The 16757-nt window shown below is 72.0% G+C and carries 13 protein-coding genes; 3 read left to right on the top strand and 10 right to left on the bottom strand.

Annotated features, from left to right (window positions below):
* Positions 1 to 34 precede the first annotated feature (34 nt).
* The 7 genes from Bequi_RS10200 to Bequi_RS10230 are packed head-to-tail and all read right to left on the bottom strand — an operon-like array spanning position 35 to position 6623.
* Positions 35 to 1231 (bottom strand): cysteine desulfurase family protein, encoded by a 1197-nt coding sequence (locus tag Bequi_RS10200; RefSeq protein ID WP_249737836.1) that lies wholly within the window; start codon positions 1229 to 1231, stop codon positions 35 to 37.
* Positions 1228 to 2145, bottom strand: coding sequence for a hypothetical protein (locus Bequi_RS10205; protein ID WP_249737837.1), 918 nt, complete (start codon positions 2143 to 2145; stop codon positions 1228 to 1230). Before Bequi_RS10205 ends, Bequi_RS10200 begins: the two co-directional genes overlap by 4 nt.
* Entirely contained in the window at positions 2142 to 3164 is a 1023-nt protein-coding gene (locus Bequi_RS10210) for a vWA domain-containing protein (protein WP_249737838.1), read from the bottom strand. Before Bequi_RS10210 ends, Bequi_RS10205 begins: the two co-directional genes overlap by 4 nt.
* 7 nt (positions 3165 to 3171) lie before the next feature.
* A complete protein-coding gene (locus Bequi_RS10215) occupies positions 3172 to 4194 on the bottom strand; it encodes a vWA domain-containing protein (RefSeq protein ID WP_249737839.1) in 1023 nt (340 codons plus the stop codon).
* Positions 4185 to 4676, bottom strand: a complete 492-nt coding sequence (locus tag Bequi_RS10220; protein WP_249737840.1) for a hypothetical protein — start codon at positions 4674 to 4676, stop codon at positions 4185 to 4187. Before Bequi_RS10220 ends, Bequi_RS10215 begins: the two co-directional genes overlap by 10 nt.
* Positions 4663 to 5544, bottom strand: a complete 882-nt coding sequence (locus tag Bequi_RS10225) for a DUF58 domain-containing protein (RefSeq protein ID WP_249737841.1) — start codon at positions 5542 to 5544, stop codon at positions 4663 to 4665. The genes Bequi_RS10220 and Bequi_RS10225 overlap by 14 nt, the downstream gene beginning before the upstream one ends.
* A gap of 32 nt (positions 5545 to 5576) precedes the next feature.
* On the bottom strand, positions 5577 to 6623 hold the full coding sequence (locus tag Bequi_RS10230) for an AAA family ATPase (RefSeq protein WP_430623114.1): 1047 nt from the start codon (positions 6621 to 6623) through the stop codon (positions 5577 to 5579).
* Positions 6624 to 6798: 175 nt separating this feature from the next.
* On the opposite strand from Bequi_RS10230, the gene glgX reads away from it, so the two are divergent.
* From glgX to glgB, 3 genes are all read left to right on the top strand, one after another.
* Positions 6799 to 9093: a glycogen debranching protein GlgX gene (gene glgX / locus Bequi_RS10235; protein WP_249737842.1), complete on the top strand. Its 2295-nt coding sequence runs from the start codon at positions 6799 to 6801 to the stop codon at positions 9091 to 9093.
* Between the two features lie 228 nt (positions 9094 to 9321).
* Positions 9322 to 11295, top strand: coding sequence for a maltotransferase domain-containing protein (locus Bequi_RS10240; protein WP_249737937.1), 1974 nt, complete (start codon positions 9322 to 9324; stop codon positions 11293 to 11295).
* 2 nt (positions 11296 to 11297) lie between these two features.
* Entirely contained in the window at positions 11298 to 13544 is a 2247-nt protein-coding gene (glgB, locus tag Bequi_RS10245) for a 1,4-alpha-glucan branching protein GlgB (protein ID WP_249737843.1), read from the top strand.
* A gap of 139 nt (positions 13545 to 13683) precedes the next feature.
* Here the strand turns inward: glgB and Bequi_RS10250 are convergent, their stop codons facing one another.
* The 3 genes from Bequi_RS10250 to Bequi_RS10260 are packed head-to-tail and all read right to left on the bottom strand — an operon-like array spanning position 13684 to position 16750.
* Positions 13684 to 14586, bottom strand: coding sequence for a co-chaperone YbbN (locus Bequi_RS10250; protein ID WP_249737844.1), 903 nt, complete (start codon positions 14584 to 14586; stop codon positions 13684 to 13686).
* Between the two features lie 29 nt (positions 14587 to 14615).
* Positions 14616 to 15650, bottom strand: coding sequence for a DUF8094 domain-containing protein (locus Bequi_RS10255; protein WP_249737845.1), 1035 nt, complete (start codon positions 15648 to 15650; stop codon positions 14616 to 14618).
* On the bottom strand, positions 15647 to 16750 hold the full coding sequence (locus Bequi_RS10260; protein WP_249737846.1) for a hypothetical protein: 1104 nt from the start codon (positions 16748 to 16750) through the stop codon (positions 15647 to 15649). The genes Bequi_RS10255 and Bequi_RS10260 overlap by 4 nt, the downstream gene beginning before the upstream one ends.
* Positions 16751 to 16757: the final 7 nt, after the last annotated feature.

Here is a 16757-nt window from a genome sequence, read left to right on the forward strand (position 1 = left end):
GCTCGCCCGCGGGCGCGGGAGAGCCCGCTGCAGTCTACGGCGAGCGGCGCCGCAGGCCCCTCACGGCCCGGGCGCGCTCGAGCGCCTGCGGGAGCGCGGCGAGCACGCGGTCGATCTGCGCTGCGGTGCTCGTCCAGCCCAGGGAGAAGCGCAGGGCGCCGCGTGCCAGCTCCTCGTCGACCCCCATCGCCGCGAGGACGTGGCTGGACTGGGTGACGCCGGCGGTGCAGGCGGATCCGGCCGAGGCGTCGATCCCTTCCTGGTCCAGCAGGAGCAGCAGGGAGTCCTGGTCCGCGCCGGGGAAGAGAGCGTGGACGATGTGGGGCGAGCGGGGAGCGCCCTCGCCGGTGAGCACCGCGCGGGGGTCCAGGTGCGCGATCCCTGCGTGCAGCTGGGCTGCGAGCGCCGCCAGCCGGGCCGCCTCGCGCTCCTGCTCGCCGATCGCCGCCGCGAGCGCCGCCGCGAGCGCGGCCGCGTGCGGCGCATCCAGGGTGCCCGAGCGGACCGCACGCTGCTGGCCGCCGCCCACGAGCACCGGCTGCAGGGGGATGTGCGGCGGCGCGACCAGCAGGCCGACCCCGATCGGGGCGCCGATCTTGTGCCCGGAGAGAGTCATCAGATCCGGGGACTCCTCCCCCGCGCCGATGCGCGGCAGAGCGATGTGCCCGGCCGCCTGCACCGCGTCGGTGTGCACGAGCGCGCCGTGCTCATGCGCGATCCGGGACAGGGCGGGAAGATCCTGGATCGCTCCGGTCTCGTTGTTCACGAGCGCCGCGCTGAGCAGGGAGACTGCGCCGTCGGAGAGAGCAGCGCCCAGCGCCTCCTGCTCGACGAGTCCTTCGCGGCCCACCGGGATCTCCCGCACCTCCAGGCCTTCAGGGCGCAGCGCGCGTGCGCTCTCGAGCACCGCAGGGTGGTCGCTGGCGGCGACCGCCACAGCCAGACGCCCCGGGTCCCTCTTCTGCGCGGCGAGAGCCGCCCCCCGGATGGCGAGGTTGTCCGCCTCGGTGCCGCCCGAGGTGAGCAGGAGCCAGGAGGTCGGGACCCCCAGGAGCTCCCCCATGTGCTCCAGCGCATCGTCCAGCACCCCGCGCGCACGCCTGCCGGAGGAGTGCTGCGCGGCGGGATTGCCCAGCACCCCCGCCGCCTCGACGTAGGCCACGAGGGCCGCGGGGCGCAGCGCCGTCGTCGCCGCGTGGTCCAGGTAGGCGCGCTCGGACACGGCGCTCACCAGGGACGCACCGGATCCTGGGGGGCTCCGCTGCTCTCCTCGCCCGTATCGCCCTGGTTCGCATCGCGGTTGCGCTGCTCGAGCTCCTCCTGGCGCTGCTGCTCCTCGCTGTCCCCTTGGGTCGGCGCCTCTTCGGGCGGCTCCTGGCCCGAGGGGTCCTCGCGCACGGGATCGCCGGGATCCGGGGCTCCGCCGCCGCCCGGCTCGTCCCCCGGATCGCCTCCCTGACCTGTGTCCCGAGCATCCGGATCGTTGCCGGCCTGCTCGTCGGCCTCGCGGCGCTCCTGCTCGATGCGCTCGCCGTTGCCGCCCGTGGTCCCCTCGTCCTCGTTGCCGTTGCCGCCGCCGGAGCCGTCCCCGCCGCCGCCTCCGCCGCTCGCGCACGGCGCGATGATCTGCTCGGCCTCGAAGAGGCGGTCGGCGCGAGCAGCGGGATCCGTGATGCCGGCAGCCTGGCGCTCGATGGCGATGGCGAGGTTGTTGCGGATCTTGCACATCGCGTGCTGCGGCTGGTTAAGGTCGCGCGCGCCCTCCCACTTCTCCAGCGAGGTCCGCAGCTGCTCCTCGGCGGCTGCGTCCTGTCCCTGCTGCAGGAGATCGGTGCCGCGCGTCAGATACGGGAGGTAGGGCTCGAACCAGTTCGCGAAGAGCACCGGCTCCAAGCGGTCGGAGGCCTCCGCATAGCTGCCCTGGTCGTATGCGCCGTCATGCCAGGCCTGCGTGAGCGGCATCGAGATGAACTTCGCGCACAGCAGGCCCAGCGCGAGGAGGGGCAGAGCCAGCACGGCGAAGGCGATCCGGCGGATCCGGCGCAGGCGCCGCAGATCCAGGCCGAAGTCCCGGGGGCGGCGGGGCTCGGTCTGGCGCAGCGCGGGGTCGAGCGCGCCGGGGTCGGGCGCGGTGCTCGGGCTCATCGTGCGCCTCCCCCGGTGCTCGTGCGTGCGCGTTCGCCCGGGCGCGCCGGGGTCCGTTCGCGCGGCAGCCGGTAGGTCATGGCTCCCAGCTCCCAGATGAACAGCGCGGCCAGCGGGATCGCCGCGACCCAGTACCAGTCCTCGAAGCTCGGCACCTGCGCGCGGGAGGTGGTGGGGACGGGTCGCAGGGTGATGCCGTCCATCGTGCCCTCGATCGGCTCCCCCGGGAGGGTGCGGTGGAGGTAGGGGACATCCATCTGATCGGCCACCGCCTGCAGCTGCTCCTCGTCGATGCGGGAGATGCCCCGGGCGCCCGAGGCATCGGTGATGTATTCGCCGTCGGTCCCGGCACCCGCGGCCCGCATCGGTCCGCCCTCGGCGGTCCCGTAGCCCAGCACCGCTCCGCCGTCGATCATCACGGCCGCGGGGGCGAAGGACTCGGACTCCCGGTCATCGGTGTTCTCCCCATCGGAGAGGAAGTAGACGAGGATCGAGGAGTCGGGATCCTCGGTGGAGGTCTCGGAGAGCGCGCGCAGGAGCGCCTGCAGCGGACGGTCGATGTTCGAGCCGCGCGAGGAGGAGGTCGGCTCCGTGCCGGCCGTCTCCACCCACGCGCGCACCGCCCCCGCATCAGTGGTCAGCGGCAGCTGCGAGGCGGCCGAGGAGTCGAAGGCGATGATCGAGAAGCGGGCGCCCTCGGTCATCCCCATGATCTGCTCGATATCCGCGCGCACCCCGTCCATCCGCGGCTCGCCGTCGGCATAGTCCTCCGCGTTCATCGAGCCGGTCCGGTCCACCACGAAGAACACGTTCGCGTTCATCCGCTCGGTCTGCTCCGCGTCGATCAGCGTCACCGGTCGCAGGGCGACCACCGCCAGCAGGACGACCATCAGCGCGCGCCGCAACCAGGCGAGCCGCTGCCGAGGCCGGCGCACGAGCATCACCGCGCACAGCACGAGCAGCGGGACGAACAGGAGGATGCTCGCCCACAGGGGGATCAGATGCTGCAGCTGCCACATGCCCGCCTCACCTCCCCCGCCAGCCGAGGAGCACCACGCCCACCAGCGCGAGGAACGTCAGCACGAACGGCACCAACGGATGGTCGGTGCGGACCACGGCCGGGTTCGCGCCCATCTTCGCGGCCTGGGACTTCTGGATCTGCTGGATGATCGAGGGCACCGCATCCGGGTCGGAGGACTGGTAGATCGTCCCGCCGACGGACTGCGTGGCCGACTGCAGCTCGGCGACGCACTCCGGGCCGCAGTCGTAGGCGCCGGGGTAGAAGACGTACAGGTCGATGTCGCGCTGGGCGACCGAGTCGGCGGCCTGCTCGAGCGTGTAGATCGGCTCGCCGTTGACCTCGTTGTCGGTCGCCAGGATGATCGAGCGGCTGCGATCGGTCTCGGCCTGGTCGAACAGCTGGCCGCACGCGGCCAGGCCGTCCGGGATGATCGAGGCCTGATCGTCGAGCCCGCGCGTGCCCTCCACGAACTCGGCGTACTGCGCGACCTTCTGGGGCGTGTAGTCGCGGGTGCCCAGGCGGTAGCCGAACTCGTCGAAGTCGATGGACTCGGCGCCCTCGGCGAGCTCGCGCTCGATGAGGTCGTAGTCGTTCGTCAGCGGGAAGACGGTGCGGGAGGTCGAGTTGAAGATCGACAGCGCGACCCTTTCGCCGTGGAAGTCCTTCACCATCCCCGCGAAGGTCTGGAGGATCTCGGTGTCGTACTCGTACATCGAGCCCGACACGTCCAGGCACAGCACGATGTCGCGCGAGGCGAAATCTGGGGTCTGGATCCGCTCCGAGGCGATGCGCCCCGACAGCAGCGAGGCCGCGAGCACCCCGCACACCGCGATGGCGACCTGCGCGATGCGCAGCACCCGCGCGAGCCGCTGCGAGCGCACGAAGCTCGGCACCGCATCGAGGAACTCGGTGTTCGCCACCAGCACCGGGTCGCGGTGCATCGCGCGCCGGTTCCAGAAGGCGATCGCCCACACCGCGAGGCCCGCGACCAGCAGCAGGAGCGTGACCCACCACAGCGTCATGCCCATCGCCGGATCACCCCTCTCGCCTCGTGCACGGACGCCGCGAGCTCGCGGTCACTGTGCAGCGCGAATCCGGGCTCGTAGAGACGACCGATGAGCACGCCGATGTCATGCGTGGCCGGATCGGCGAGCAGAGCGCCGACGTCGCGGGAGGTGATGTCCCGGCCCGAGGTCCGCTGCGCGAAGCGGCGCATGACGGCGGTGAGCTCGTGATGGCCGGTGCGCGCATCGATCTGCCCCGCATCGTGGCGGGCGGCGATGTCGTTGACCGCGCGCAGGAACTCCGCCTTCAGGCCCTCCGGCTCCGTGGGGCGGCGGCGGTAGGCGGCGCGGGAGACGACCGCCCTGCTGAGGCGGAGGGTCCCGACGATCAGTGCGGCCATCACGATGAGGCACAGCGCGGCGAGGATCAGCCACGCCACGGAGTACTGGGGCGGGTCGATGATCTCGGGCGCCGGCGCGGCGCGCAGAAGGTCAGGCACGGGCATGACGGTGCTCCTTCGCGCGCAGCATGGCGATCACGTCGGCCACGACCGCCGAGTCGCCTGCGGTCAGCACATGCGTGACGTGGAGGGCGTCGAGCATGCGCGCCGTCTCCTCGCGGCGGGCGCGGCGATGGGCCGCGACCTCGCGCGCCACGCGCCGGGACTCCCTGGCGAGCTCCGAGATCTCGCGCGGTCGCGCCACATCCACCACCTCGTGGTCGAGATCGTCGGCCAGCAGCGGATCCGCATCCGCGATCCGCACCACCATCACGTCGTGGCGCGTGGTGAGGCGGCGCAGCAGCGCGAAGTCCTCCGGGCGGGGATGCGCCTCATCGGTGATCACCGTCATCAGCGTCGGCCGGGCGGTGACGCGGAACGCGCGCTCGAGCAGCCAGGCGCTGTCGGCCGCGGGCGCCTGGGGCACGGCCGCCTGCTGGATCGTGCGCAGCAGCAGCTCGAGATGGCCGTCGCTCGCCCGGGAGGGCAGCTGGAGGGGGCGGGAGGCGCTGCCCGCGACCAGTCCCACCATGTCCCCGCTCTGCTGCGCGAGGTAGCAGATGACTCCCGCGGCGGTCACCATGGCATCCCGCTTGGAGGTGCCGTCCTCCGCTCGGGCCGCCATCGCCGAGGACGTGTCGGCCACGATCGAGAGGTGGCGGGCGCGCTCCTCGTTGAACTGCCGGATCAGCGGCTCGCCCGAGCGGGCCGTCGCCTTCCAGTCGATATCGGAGACGCGATCACCGGGCTGGTAGTACTTCAGGTCGTCGAAGTCCTCGCCGCTCCCCTTGAACAGCGACTTCCCGCGGCCCTGGATCAGCCCGCGCGCCCGGCTGGAGGTGGTGAGCTCCACCCGTGCCGTGACGCGGGTCATCAGCGAGGCCGCCATGGCGAGACCTGGTCCGCTCAGGGCATCGGCACGGCGCTGAACACCGCGTCGATGATCTGCTCGGGGGAGACGCCCCCGGCGAGGGCGTCGAAGGTCAGCACGAGGCGGTGGCGCAGCACGCTGTAGCGCATCTGGCGCACGTCGTCGGGAGTGACGTAGCTGCGGCCGTGCAGCAGCGCGTTCGCCTGGCCCACCCGCATCAGCGCCAGCGAGCCGCGGGGGCTCGCTCCGACCCGGACGGACTGGGTCAGGTTCGCGACGGGCCGGGGGCCCGATCCGCGGGTGGTGAAGACCAGGTCGATGATGTACCGCTTCACCGCTGGATCCACATGCACCCGGTCGACCATCTGCTGGAGGAAGCGGACGTCCTCCAGGGAGACCGTCGCGACCGGCTCCTTGGGAGCCGCGAGCCGGCCCGCGGTCGAGCGGTCGAGGATCTCGTGCTCCTCGGCGGGGCGGGGATAGGTCAGCACCTCCTTCATCAGGAAGCGGTCCATCTGGGCCTCGGGGAGCACGTACGTCCCCTCCTCCTCGATGGGGTTCTGGGTGGCGAGCACCATGAACGGCTCGGGGAGCTTGTAGACCTCGCCGCCGATGGAGGTCTGGCGCTCCTGCATCGCCTCGAGCATCGCGGACTGCGTCTTCGCGCTCGAGCGGTTGATCTCGTCCAGCAGTACGACGTTCGCGTGCACCGGGCCGAGCTGCGTGGTGAAGGTGCCCGAGCCGTAGTTGAAGATCTGCGTGCCGATGATGTCGTTCGGCATCAGGTCGGGGGTGCACTGAATGCGCGCGAAAGAGCCGGTGATCGCCGAGGCCAGGGCCGAGGCGGCGGTCGTCTTCGCGAGGCCCGGCACGGATTCGAGCAGCACGTGGCCGCCTGCGGCGAGCGCCGCGAGGAGAGTCAGGCGCAGGTTCTCCTGGCCGACGACGCGGGAGGCGAACACCCCGCTGATCGTGCGCACGATGTCCGTGGCGCGCTCCATGTCGGCAGGAGAGATCGCTCCCGAGGGCGCCTGCGCGGATCGCGAGGGCCCGTCGGTGCTCACCGGTGCTGGCTGGCTCATGTGCGGGTCCCCCAGGGTTGGTCGTGCGCTCCGGGTGCGATCCTATCCCCCGCACCCTCCGCCCGTGCGCGGCCCGGCATCCCCTCCCCCGTCGCACCGCTCGGCGGATCCCCTCGCGCCGCCCCGCCGGGCAGCGGACGACGAATCGGGCGCTGACCTCTGGAACAATGCCGCTGTGCACGATTCCTCCCCATCCTCCTCACCCTCCTCCGCGCGCGGTTCCTCCCCCGCCGGAGACTCCGCGCCCCCCTCGGCCCCGGGACTGCACGTCGACGCTCGCGGGCGCGGCGTGATCGCCGTGGCGGCCCCGCGGGCCGAGCGCATCGAGCTGTGCGTGCTGAGCGAGGGAGCGGAATCCCGGCGCACCCTCCGGCACGTCCAGGGAGGACTGCACTGGGACGAGGTGGAGGGGATGGTGCCCGGAACGCTGTACGGGCTTCGCGCCCATGGTCCCTGGGATCCCGCCTCCGGCCACCGCTTCAATCCCGCGAAGGTCCTGCTGGATCCCTATGCGCGCGGCGTCTCGCACGCCTCGCCGCTGCTGTCGGGGATGTTCGGCCACGAGGTGACCGCGATGCTCGACCCCGTCGGCGATGCGCCGCAGCGCAGCGAGTCGGACAACGCCGACCTCGCCGTGTGGTCCCAGGTCACCTTGGACGGCTTCGACTGGCAGGGCGACGCTTCCCCGCGCACCGCGTGGGAGGCGAGCAGCATCTACGAGCTCCACGTCAAGGGCTTCACGCAGCTGCATCCGGTCCTGCCCGCGGAGCTGCGCGGCACCTACGCCGGCCTCGGCCACCCCGCCGTCACCGGCTACCTGAGGGACCTCGGGGTCACGACCGTCGAGCTGCTGCCGATCCACGCGATGATGGACGAGCCTCACCTGACGAGCCTGGGGCTGACGAACTACTGGGGATATTCGACCCTCTCGTTCTTCGCCCCGAACCCCTCCTACGCGACTGCGGCCGCCCAGCACGCCGGCGCCCAGGCGGTGCTCGACGAGGTCAAGGAGATGGTCCGCGCGCTCCACGCGGCGGGCATCGAGGTGATCCTGGACGTGGTCTACAATCACACCGCCGAGGGCGGCCACGGCGGCCCCACCCTGAGCTTCCGCGGACTGGACAACATCACGTACTACTGGATGGACGGCGGCGCCTTCGTGGACGTCACCGGCACCGGCGGCACCTTCGATCCGCGCTCCCTGCCGGTGATGGACCTGATCCTCGCCTCGCTGCGCTTCTGGGTCCAGGAGGTGCACATCGACGGCTTCCGCTTCGACCTGGCCGCGACCCTCGGCCGCGACGACCACGGCTACCGGCGCGACCATCCGCTCCTGCGGGCGATCATCACCGATCCCGTGCTGCGCGGGGTGAAGCTCATCGCCGAGCCGTGGGACGTCGGCGGAGGCGGATGGCAGACCGGCGGCTTCCCCGCGCCCTTCGCCGAATGGAACGACGCCTTCCGCGACACGGTGCGCTCGCACTGGCTCTCCGATCGTGCGCACCGGATCCGCACGGGAGACGACGGGGTCGGCGGGGTGCGCGACCTCGCGAGCCGCCTCGCGGGCTCCCGGGACGTGCTGGGCGCGCGCGATCCCGTCGGCCTGCCCGCCGGGCGCAGCCTGCGCGCTCCCTGGGCCTCGGTCAACTACATCACCGCGCACGACGGCTTCACCCTCGAGGACCTCGTCACCTACGACCACAAGCACAACGAGGCCAACGGCGAGGGCAACCGGGACGGCACCGACGGCAACCGCTCCTGGAACCACGGGCACGAGGGGCCCGTCCCGGACGGCGCACCCGGGGCCGAGGAGATCCGAGCCCTGCGCGAGCGCTCGGCCCGCAGCCTGCTGGCCACCCTCATCCTCGCCGCCGGGACCCCCCTCATCACGGCGGGCGATGAGTTCGGGCGCACCCAGCAGGGCAACAACAACGCCTACTGCCAGGACAACGAGATCTCCTGGGTCGACTGGTCCCTCGCGCACGCCCCCGCGGGCCGGGCCCGGATCGAGGCCGTGCGCACCCTGCTCGCACTGCGCGCCCGCTTCGCCCAGCTGCGTCCCTCCCACTACCTCGTGCCCGTGGATCCTGCGGCTCCCGCTCCCGGCCAGGTCGCCTGGTTCGGCGCGGAGGGATCGCCGCTGGAGCACGAGGAATGGCAGGATCCGCGCCGCCATGTGCTGCAGATGGCGCTCCCCGGCACCGGACAGGGCGCGGGGGGCGAGCATCTCGTGGTCGTGCTGTCCTCGCGTCGGGAGGACATGGAGATCCATCGCCCCTCGGCGCCGTGGCTGCGTGGCGCGGCGCGGGTCCTCTTCGACTCGTCCGGTCGCCGGGAGCCGGGCGCCCGGGTGCCCGAGGCGCTCGACCTCCCCGCAGGCTCGGTGCTCGTGCTGGCCGTCTTCCCCGCGCCGACCGCCGCTCGGGACGCGACCGCCACCCCGCCGGGAGTGACCGAGCCGATACAGTGAACCCGTCGCCGTTCGACTCGGACGGCATCCCTCCACCGAGCAGGAGACGTGATGACCGCTCCCCGCGGAACCCAGCCCTCTGATCCCCGCCCCACCGCCGCCACCGGCGCGGCGGACGTCCCCGGGGACAGCCCCGCCGTCGCTCCCGCTGCGCTCAGCGCCGCTCCCGCCGATTCCAGCGCGCACGGCGAGCACGGCCTCGGCGCCGGCGTCGGCCGCATCCCGATCATGGACGCGTGGCCCGTCGTCGACGGCGGCCGCTTCCCCGCCTCGTGCGCGCAGGGCGAGCCGGTCTCCTTCGGCGCCAACGCCTTCCGCGAGGGCCACGACTCCATGGGCGTGCAGGCGATCCTCACCGATCCCGACGGCGCGGAGACCGCGCTGCCCCTGGTCAGCACGAACCCGGGGCTGGATCTCTGGGAAGCGCGCTTCACCCCTCGGGCCACCGGCCGCTGGAGCTTCCGGATCGAGGCCTTCAGCGCCCCGTACGACACCTGGGCCCATATCGCCGAGGTGAAGATCCCCGCCGCCATGGACGAGGACCTCGTGATCGCCGAGGGCATCGAGGTCCTCGAGCGCGCCGCGGGAGAGGCCGCTGCCGGCGAGCGGCCCGCGAGCGACGCGGCGCTCCTGCGCGCCGCCCTCGAGACCCTGCGCGACACCGACCTCGCCCCCGGCGCCCGGGTCGCCCTCGCGCTCGGCGAGGACCTCCGCGCCATCATGCGCGAGCGCCCGCTGCGCGACGGCGTCACCACCGCCGGCCCCTACGACCTGGTCGTGCACCGCCGCCTCGCGCTCGCAGGCTCGTGGTACGAGTTCTTCCCCCGCTCCGAGGGCGCGCGGTTCTCCCCCGAGGAGGGCGGCTGGATCTCCGGCACGCTGCGCACCGCCGCGGACAGCCTCGAGCGCGTCGCGGCCATGGGCTTCGACGTCGCCTACCTGACCCCGATCCACCCGATCGGCCAGGCGTTCCGCAAGGGCCGCAACAACACCCTGGACCCGAAGCCCGGTGATCCCGGCTCCCCCTATGCGATCGGCGCGGCGGAGGGCGGCCACGACGCGATCCACCCCGATCTCGGCACGATGGAGGACTTCGACGCCTTCGTCGGCCGTGCGAAGGAGCTGGGCCTCGAGGTCGCGATGGACATCGCCCTGCAGTGCTCCCCCGACCACCCGTGGGTCGCCGAGCACCCCGAGTGGTTCGTGGTGCGGCCCGACGGGACCATCGCCTACGCCGAGAACCCGCCGAAGAAGTACCAGGACATCTACCCCCTGAGCTTCGACACCGACTACGAGGGCCTGTACGCGGCGATCCGCGACATGCTCGAGCACTGGGTGGAGCATGGGGTCACGCTGTTCCGGGTCGACAACCCCCACACCAAGCCCGTGCGCTTCTGGGAGGAGCTGCTCGCCGAGTTCGACGAGAAGCACCCGGAGGTCATCTTCCTCGCGGAGGCGTTCACCCGCCCCACGATGATGCACACCCTGGGCAAGATCGGCTTCCACCAGTCGTACACGTACTTCACCTGGCGGCACACCCCCGAGGAGCTCGAGGAGTACCTCGGCGAGCTCACCGCGGCGGCCCGCTACATGGTGCCGAGCTTCTGGCCCACCACCCACGACATCCTCACCCCCTTCATGAGCCAGGGCGGGCGCAGCGCGTTCACCCTGCGCGCGATCCTCGCCGCGACGCTGGTCCCGACCTGGGGCATCTACACCGGCTACGAGCTCATCGAGGACGTCCCCCGCCCCGGCGCGGAGGAGCAGATCGACAACGAGAAATACGAGTTCAAGCCGCGTGACTTCGCCGGCGCGCTCGAGAAGGGCCGCAGCATCCAGCCCCTCCTCACGCGCCTGAACACGATCCGCCGCGAGCACCCGGCGCTGCAGACGCTCACCGACATCGCCTTCCACCGGGCCGACGACCCCCAGGTGCTGGTCTTCTCCAAGCACCTCGACGCCGCGGAGACGGGAACCGGGAGCGCCGACACGATCATCGTCGCCTCGCTGACGGCCCACGACCGCGACGCGTGGACCACCCTGCACCTGGATCTCTCCGCGCTCGGCGTCGCAGGCGGTTTCGAGGTAGAGGACCTGCTCACCGGGGAGCGCTTCACCTGGGGATCGGATCCCTACGTCGAGCTCAGCACCCACCATCGTCCTGCGCACATCCTGCGCGTCATCCACCACCAGGAGTCCTGATCATGAGCGAGCTTCCCCACCGGACCGCGGAGCAGATCCCCTCGGCCGACGGCACCGTCCCCGCCCCGGTCGTCCCCGCCGGGCCCCAGCGGCTGCCGCTGGGCGAGCACGAGCTCGGCGCGACCGCCACCGGCAGCTATCACGAGCCCCACGCGGTGCTCGGCGCGCACCCGTACCACGACGCGGTCACCGTGCGCACCCTCAAGCCCCTCGCGCACGCGGTCGAGGTCGTCCTCGAGGACGGCACCAGCGCAGCGATGGAGCACGAGTACGACGGCATCTGGACCGCCGTCCTCGACCAGCCGTCCGTGCCGCGCTACCGGCTGCGGGTGACCTGGCACGAGGGCGCCGAGCCCGTCGAGGTCGAGGAGCCCTACCGCTTCCTGCCGACGCTCGGAGAGCTCGATCTGCACCTGATCGGCGAAGGGCGCCACGAGCAGCTCTGGGAGGTGCTCGGGGCGCACCTGCGCACCATCGACGGCGTCGCCGGCGCGTCCTTCGCGGTCTGGGCGCCCAGCGCCCGCGCCGTGCAGGTCATCGGCGCGTTCAACCACTGGGACGGCCGCGGCAGCGCCCTGCGCAGCCTCGGCTCCTCGGGCGTGTGGGAGCTGTTCGTGCCCGGCGTCGCCGAGGGCGATGTCTACAAGTTCCGGATCCTCGGCGCCGACTCCCAGTGGCGCGACAAGGCCGACCCGATGGCGCGGTTCTCCGAGATCCCGCCCGCGACCGGCTCGATCGTCACCGCCAGCGACTACACCTGGCAGGACGACTCCTGGCTCGCCGCGCGCGCCCAGACCGACGCCCTGAGCGCGCCGATGTCGATCTACGAGGTGCACCTGGCGAGCTGGCGGCCGGGACTGGGGTACGTCGAGCTCGCCGAGCAGCTCGTCGCCTACGTGAAGGAGATGGGCTTCACGCACGTCGAGTTCATGCCGGTCGCCGAGCATCCCTTCGGCGGCTCCTGGGGCTACCAGGTCACCGGTTACTTCGCGCCGACCTCGCGCCTGGGCTCCCCCGATGAGCTGCGCCATCTGATCGACGCGTTCCACGCCGCCGGCATCGGCGTGATCGTGGACTGGGTGCCCGCCCACTTCCCCAAGGACGAGTTCGCCCTCGCCCGCTTCGACGGCACCCCGCTGTACGAGCACGCGGATCCGCGCCGCGGCGAGCACCCCGACTGGGGCACGTACATCTTCGACTTGGGCCGCAAGGAGGTGCGCAACTTCCTGGTCTCCAACGCGTGCTACTGGCTCGAGGAGTTCCACGTCGACGGCCTGCGCGTGGACGCCGTCGCGTCGATGCTGTACCTCGACTACTCCCGCAACGACGGCGAGTGGCTGCCCAACCAGTTCGGCGGCCGCGAGAACCTCGAGGCGATCGACTTCCTGCAGGAGACCAATGCGACCGCGTACAAGCGCGCTCCCGGTATCGTGATGATCGCCGAGGAGTCGACGTCCTTCCCCGGCGTCACCCGCCCCACCGACCAGGGCGGGCTCGGCTTCGGCTTCAAGTGGAACATGGGCTGGATGCACGACACCCTCGAGTACCTGGGCGAGGATCCCATCTACCGCCAGTACAGCCACAGCGACCTGACGTTCTCGATGGTCTACCAGTACTCCGAGAACTTCGTGCTGCCGATCTCGCACGACGAGGTCGTGCACGGGAAGGGCTCGCTGATCCGCAAGGCGCCCGGCGACGCCTGGCAGCAGGCGGCCTCCGAGCGCGCCTACCTCGCGCTGCAGTGGACCCACCCGGGCAAGCAGCTCCTGTTCATGGGCAGCGAGTACGGCCAGACCTCCGAGTGGAACGAGGCCAAGGGCCTGGACTGGTGGCTCCTGGAGCATGCTCCGCACCAGGGCCAGCAGGCCTTCGTGCGCGACCTCAACGCCCTCATGCACGCGAGCCCCGCCCTGTACGAGCTCGACCAGGACCCGGCCGGCTTCGAGTGGCTGATCGGCGATGACGCCCAGCGCAACACGATCGCGTTCGTGCGCCGCGACCGCTCCGGGGACCCGCTGGTGGTGGTCATCAACTTCGCGCCCGAGCCCTGGCACGGCTACCGCGTGCCCCTCCCCCAGGGCGGCGCGTGGAGCGAGGTGCTGAACTCCGACGCCCCCGTCTACGGGGGCAGCGGCGTGGGCAACCTCGGTCGCGTCGAGTCCGAGGCCGTGCCCATGCACGGTCGCGAGCACTCGGTGCGGCTCGAGGTGCCGCCGCTGGGCGCTGTGGTGCTCCGCCCCGAGCGCTGATCCTGCCAGTGCGCTGATCCCGCCCGTGCGCTGATCCCGCCCGTGCGCTGATCGCACGTGCGGAAGCACGGAAAAGGCCGGGCCCCCTCGGGGCCCGGCCTTCTCCATGTCCTGCCGCTCGACTCTGCGGCGAGGCAGCTCAGAACAGCAGGTTCGCCAGTCGCTTGCGGGCCGCGCCCACGCGGGCATCATCGGGCCCGGCGATCTCGAAGAGCTCCAGCAGCCGGTCCCGCACCGCCGCCTTCGTCTCGGGATCGGCGCCGCGCAGCAGCTCCAGGAGCCGGCCGAAGGCGTCGTCCACATGGCCGCCGAGCATGTCGATGTCGGCGGCGGCGAGCTGCGCCTCCACGTCGCCGGGGGCCTCGGCTGCGGCCGCCCGGACCGCGATCAGATCGGCGCCCTGGGTGCGGGACATCAGGCGCACCGTCGCGAGCCCGGCCTTCGCCTCCGCATCGGCCGGGTTCTGCGAGAGGTGCTCGGTGAACGCCTCGCGGGCGCCGTCCAGATCGCCCGCCTCGATCGCGTCGTAGGCGCTCTGGACCAGCGGCGGCAGCTCGGGCTCCGCCGGGGCACCGGCCTCAGCGCCCTCGGGCAGCTCGCCCGCGCCGCTGACGTCGAATCCCACCTGCGCGGCGAGCTGAACGAGCTGGTCGAACAGGGTCGGAAGCTCCTCCTCGGGCAGGAGCGCCTCCACGATCGGCTGGATCTGGCCCTGGATGAGCAGCATGAGCGACGGGAGCTGCTGCACGCGCAGCGCCGCGGCGACCCGTGGCTGGGCATCCGCATCCACGGTCGCCAGCAGCACGGCCCCTCCCCGCGCGTCGACCTCGCGCCGCAGGGCCGCGAGGAACTCCCCGATCCCGGGCACGCGCGCGCTCGTGACCACGAGCAGCGTGGCCACCTGCTGGGATCCGGCGATGACCTGCTCGAGGTTCGACTCCTCGACGCGCACCTCGTGCGCAGCGGCAGGGCCCGCGCCGGCATCCTGGCCCGCGGGCTGCGCGAGCGACGAGAGATCGATGACGCCGAAGGGATCGGTCATGGGGCACTCCTCAGTTCAGTGGTCGTGGATCATTCGCCGTGGGCGCCGAGCACGGTGCGTGTCGCGCCGATCGGCTGGACCTGCCCGCCGACCGCGGCCGCGGGGATGTAGAGAGCGACGGTGGTGCCGTAGTCGCGCACGTACTCCTTGGAGAACTCCTTGCGCCCGATGATCCGGGTGTAGATGTTGTCCTCCGCGTAGTTGACCTTGGCGCCGTCCTTGATGGCGACGGTCCGCGAGGAGGTCAGCGTGCCGAGGATGATCGCCCCGCCGTCCTCGGTGCGCATTCCGGCGATCTCATCGGGAGACGCCGCGTACTCCTCGTGGATCGTCGCGACCTCGTCCTGCTGGACGCCCGCGTTGAGCTCGGCGCGCTCCGTCTGGATCTGCTGGAAGGTGCCGGTCTGGAAGGGGTTCGGGGCGAGCTTGTCCTCGGGGTCGACGGTGTCGCCGTTCGAGAGGACGGAGGCGTACAGGGCAAGGGCGTCGGCCGGGGTCATCACGAGGTCCGCGGCGTCGGCCGGCACGCTCTCGCCGCCCACCTGCGGCGATGCCACCGCAGGCATGTCGATCCCGACGGCCTGCTGCGCCCAGCCCCACGTCGTGTACGGCGAGCGGGCGTCGGCCTGCTGCAGGATCATGAAGTACGGCGCGGCTCCCTCGGTCTCCGCAGCGGCCAGGGCCATGGCGGTGCGGGGGAACTCCGCCTGCGTCGAGGTGATCGGGACGACGGCGCTCGCACCGGGGCGCGCGAGGTTCTGCGCCCAGGTGTCGTCCTTCGCGATGATCTCGTAGGTCGCCTGGCGGAAGCGGGCCGCCGAGCCGACCACGCGCGGCGCCAGGAGCGCGGCGTCGCGCGCCTCGTCGGCCTGCTGCAGCGACGAGTGGATCGCCTCGAGGTAGGAGCCGAGCTGCTCTGCGGTGACGACGGGGAGGGAGCTCTCCGCCTTGGGGCCGGTGGGCACGGCGGGCGGCGGCGCCTCCTCGGAGCAGGCGGTCAGGAAGCCCGCGAGGGCGAGCGCTCCGCCTCCGGTCAGGAGGCTGCGGCGGTTCAGGGTGCTCATCGGTTGTCCTCCTGGGCCGACGTCGAGGGGTCCTCGACGATGCGGTCCGCGTCGTTCTCGAGCGCAGCGGCGGGGTTCTCGTCCATCGGCGCATCGCCGTCCAGTCCCTCGTCCACGCGGGCGAGGCGCTCAGTGGGCTGCTCCGCTGTCGGGAGCTCGGAGCTCTCGGCGACCGGGGCGAGGGGCTGCTCGGGATCCGGCGCGATGCGCTCGGCACGGTGCGATCCCGGTGCCGCAGCAGGGACCGCGGGGTCCGATCCGGGTCCGGACGCGGCGACCGGTGCCTCAGGCGCGGAGACCGGCGCGACCGAGGCGTCGGCGGGAGCGACCGAGGCGCCGGCGGGGGCGGCCGAGGCGTCGAAGGGCGCGGCGAGCGCGGGTGACGATGCTGGGACGCTCTCCCGTCGGCGCGAACTGCCGAGGGAGACCACCAGGAGCAGCAGGCCGAGGATCGCGAGGGTCGCGCCTGCGGCGTAGGCGTAGGGCACCCATGCGTTCTTCGCATCGACCGGCCACGTGATGGAGACCTGCTCGGCGCCCGGGCTCGCGCCGTCGGTCACGAGAAGGATCGGGCGGTAGGGCTGCGGATTCGTGCGCGTCTCCTCCTGGGAGAACGCGGCGATGTCGATCGTGGCGGGGCTGGGCTGCGTGTCCACGCTGCGCCACAGATCGGAGGCGGTCGGAGAGTCCAGGGTCGCCGGCCCCTCGGGGTTCACGACCTCGGTCGACAGGGTGCTCCAGTCGGGCACGCCGGTGACGCGCGTGTACTTCGCATCGCCGAGGTAGGCGGTGATGTCCTCCGGGCCCGCGGTGATGACCGAGACGTCGCTCGCACCGGTGATGGTGGCCTCGCCCTCATGCCCTCCCACGTAGAGCAGGCCCGGGTCCAGGACGACGGCCGCACCGGGATCGGACAGAGCGACGCTCGCCGTGCGCGAGGTCTCCGGCGCCCAGACGGTCTCGCCGAGGCGGCCGAGCGCCAGCCCCGTGAGACCCAGGACGATCAGGACGATGGCAATGATCTTGTGGATGATGACGGACTCCTTCTCGTCGCAGTCCTTCCACGATACTGAAACGGGAACTTCTGCACACCCCTGCACCGCCCGA

It is taken from the genome of Brachybacterium equifaecis, from assembly GCF_023509525.1.
GTDB lineage: Bacteria > Actinomycetota > Actinomycetes > Actinomycetales > Dermabacteraceae > Brachybacterium > Brachybacterium equifaecis.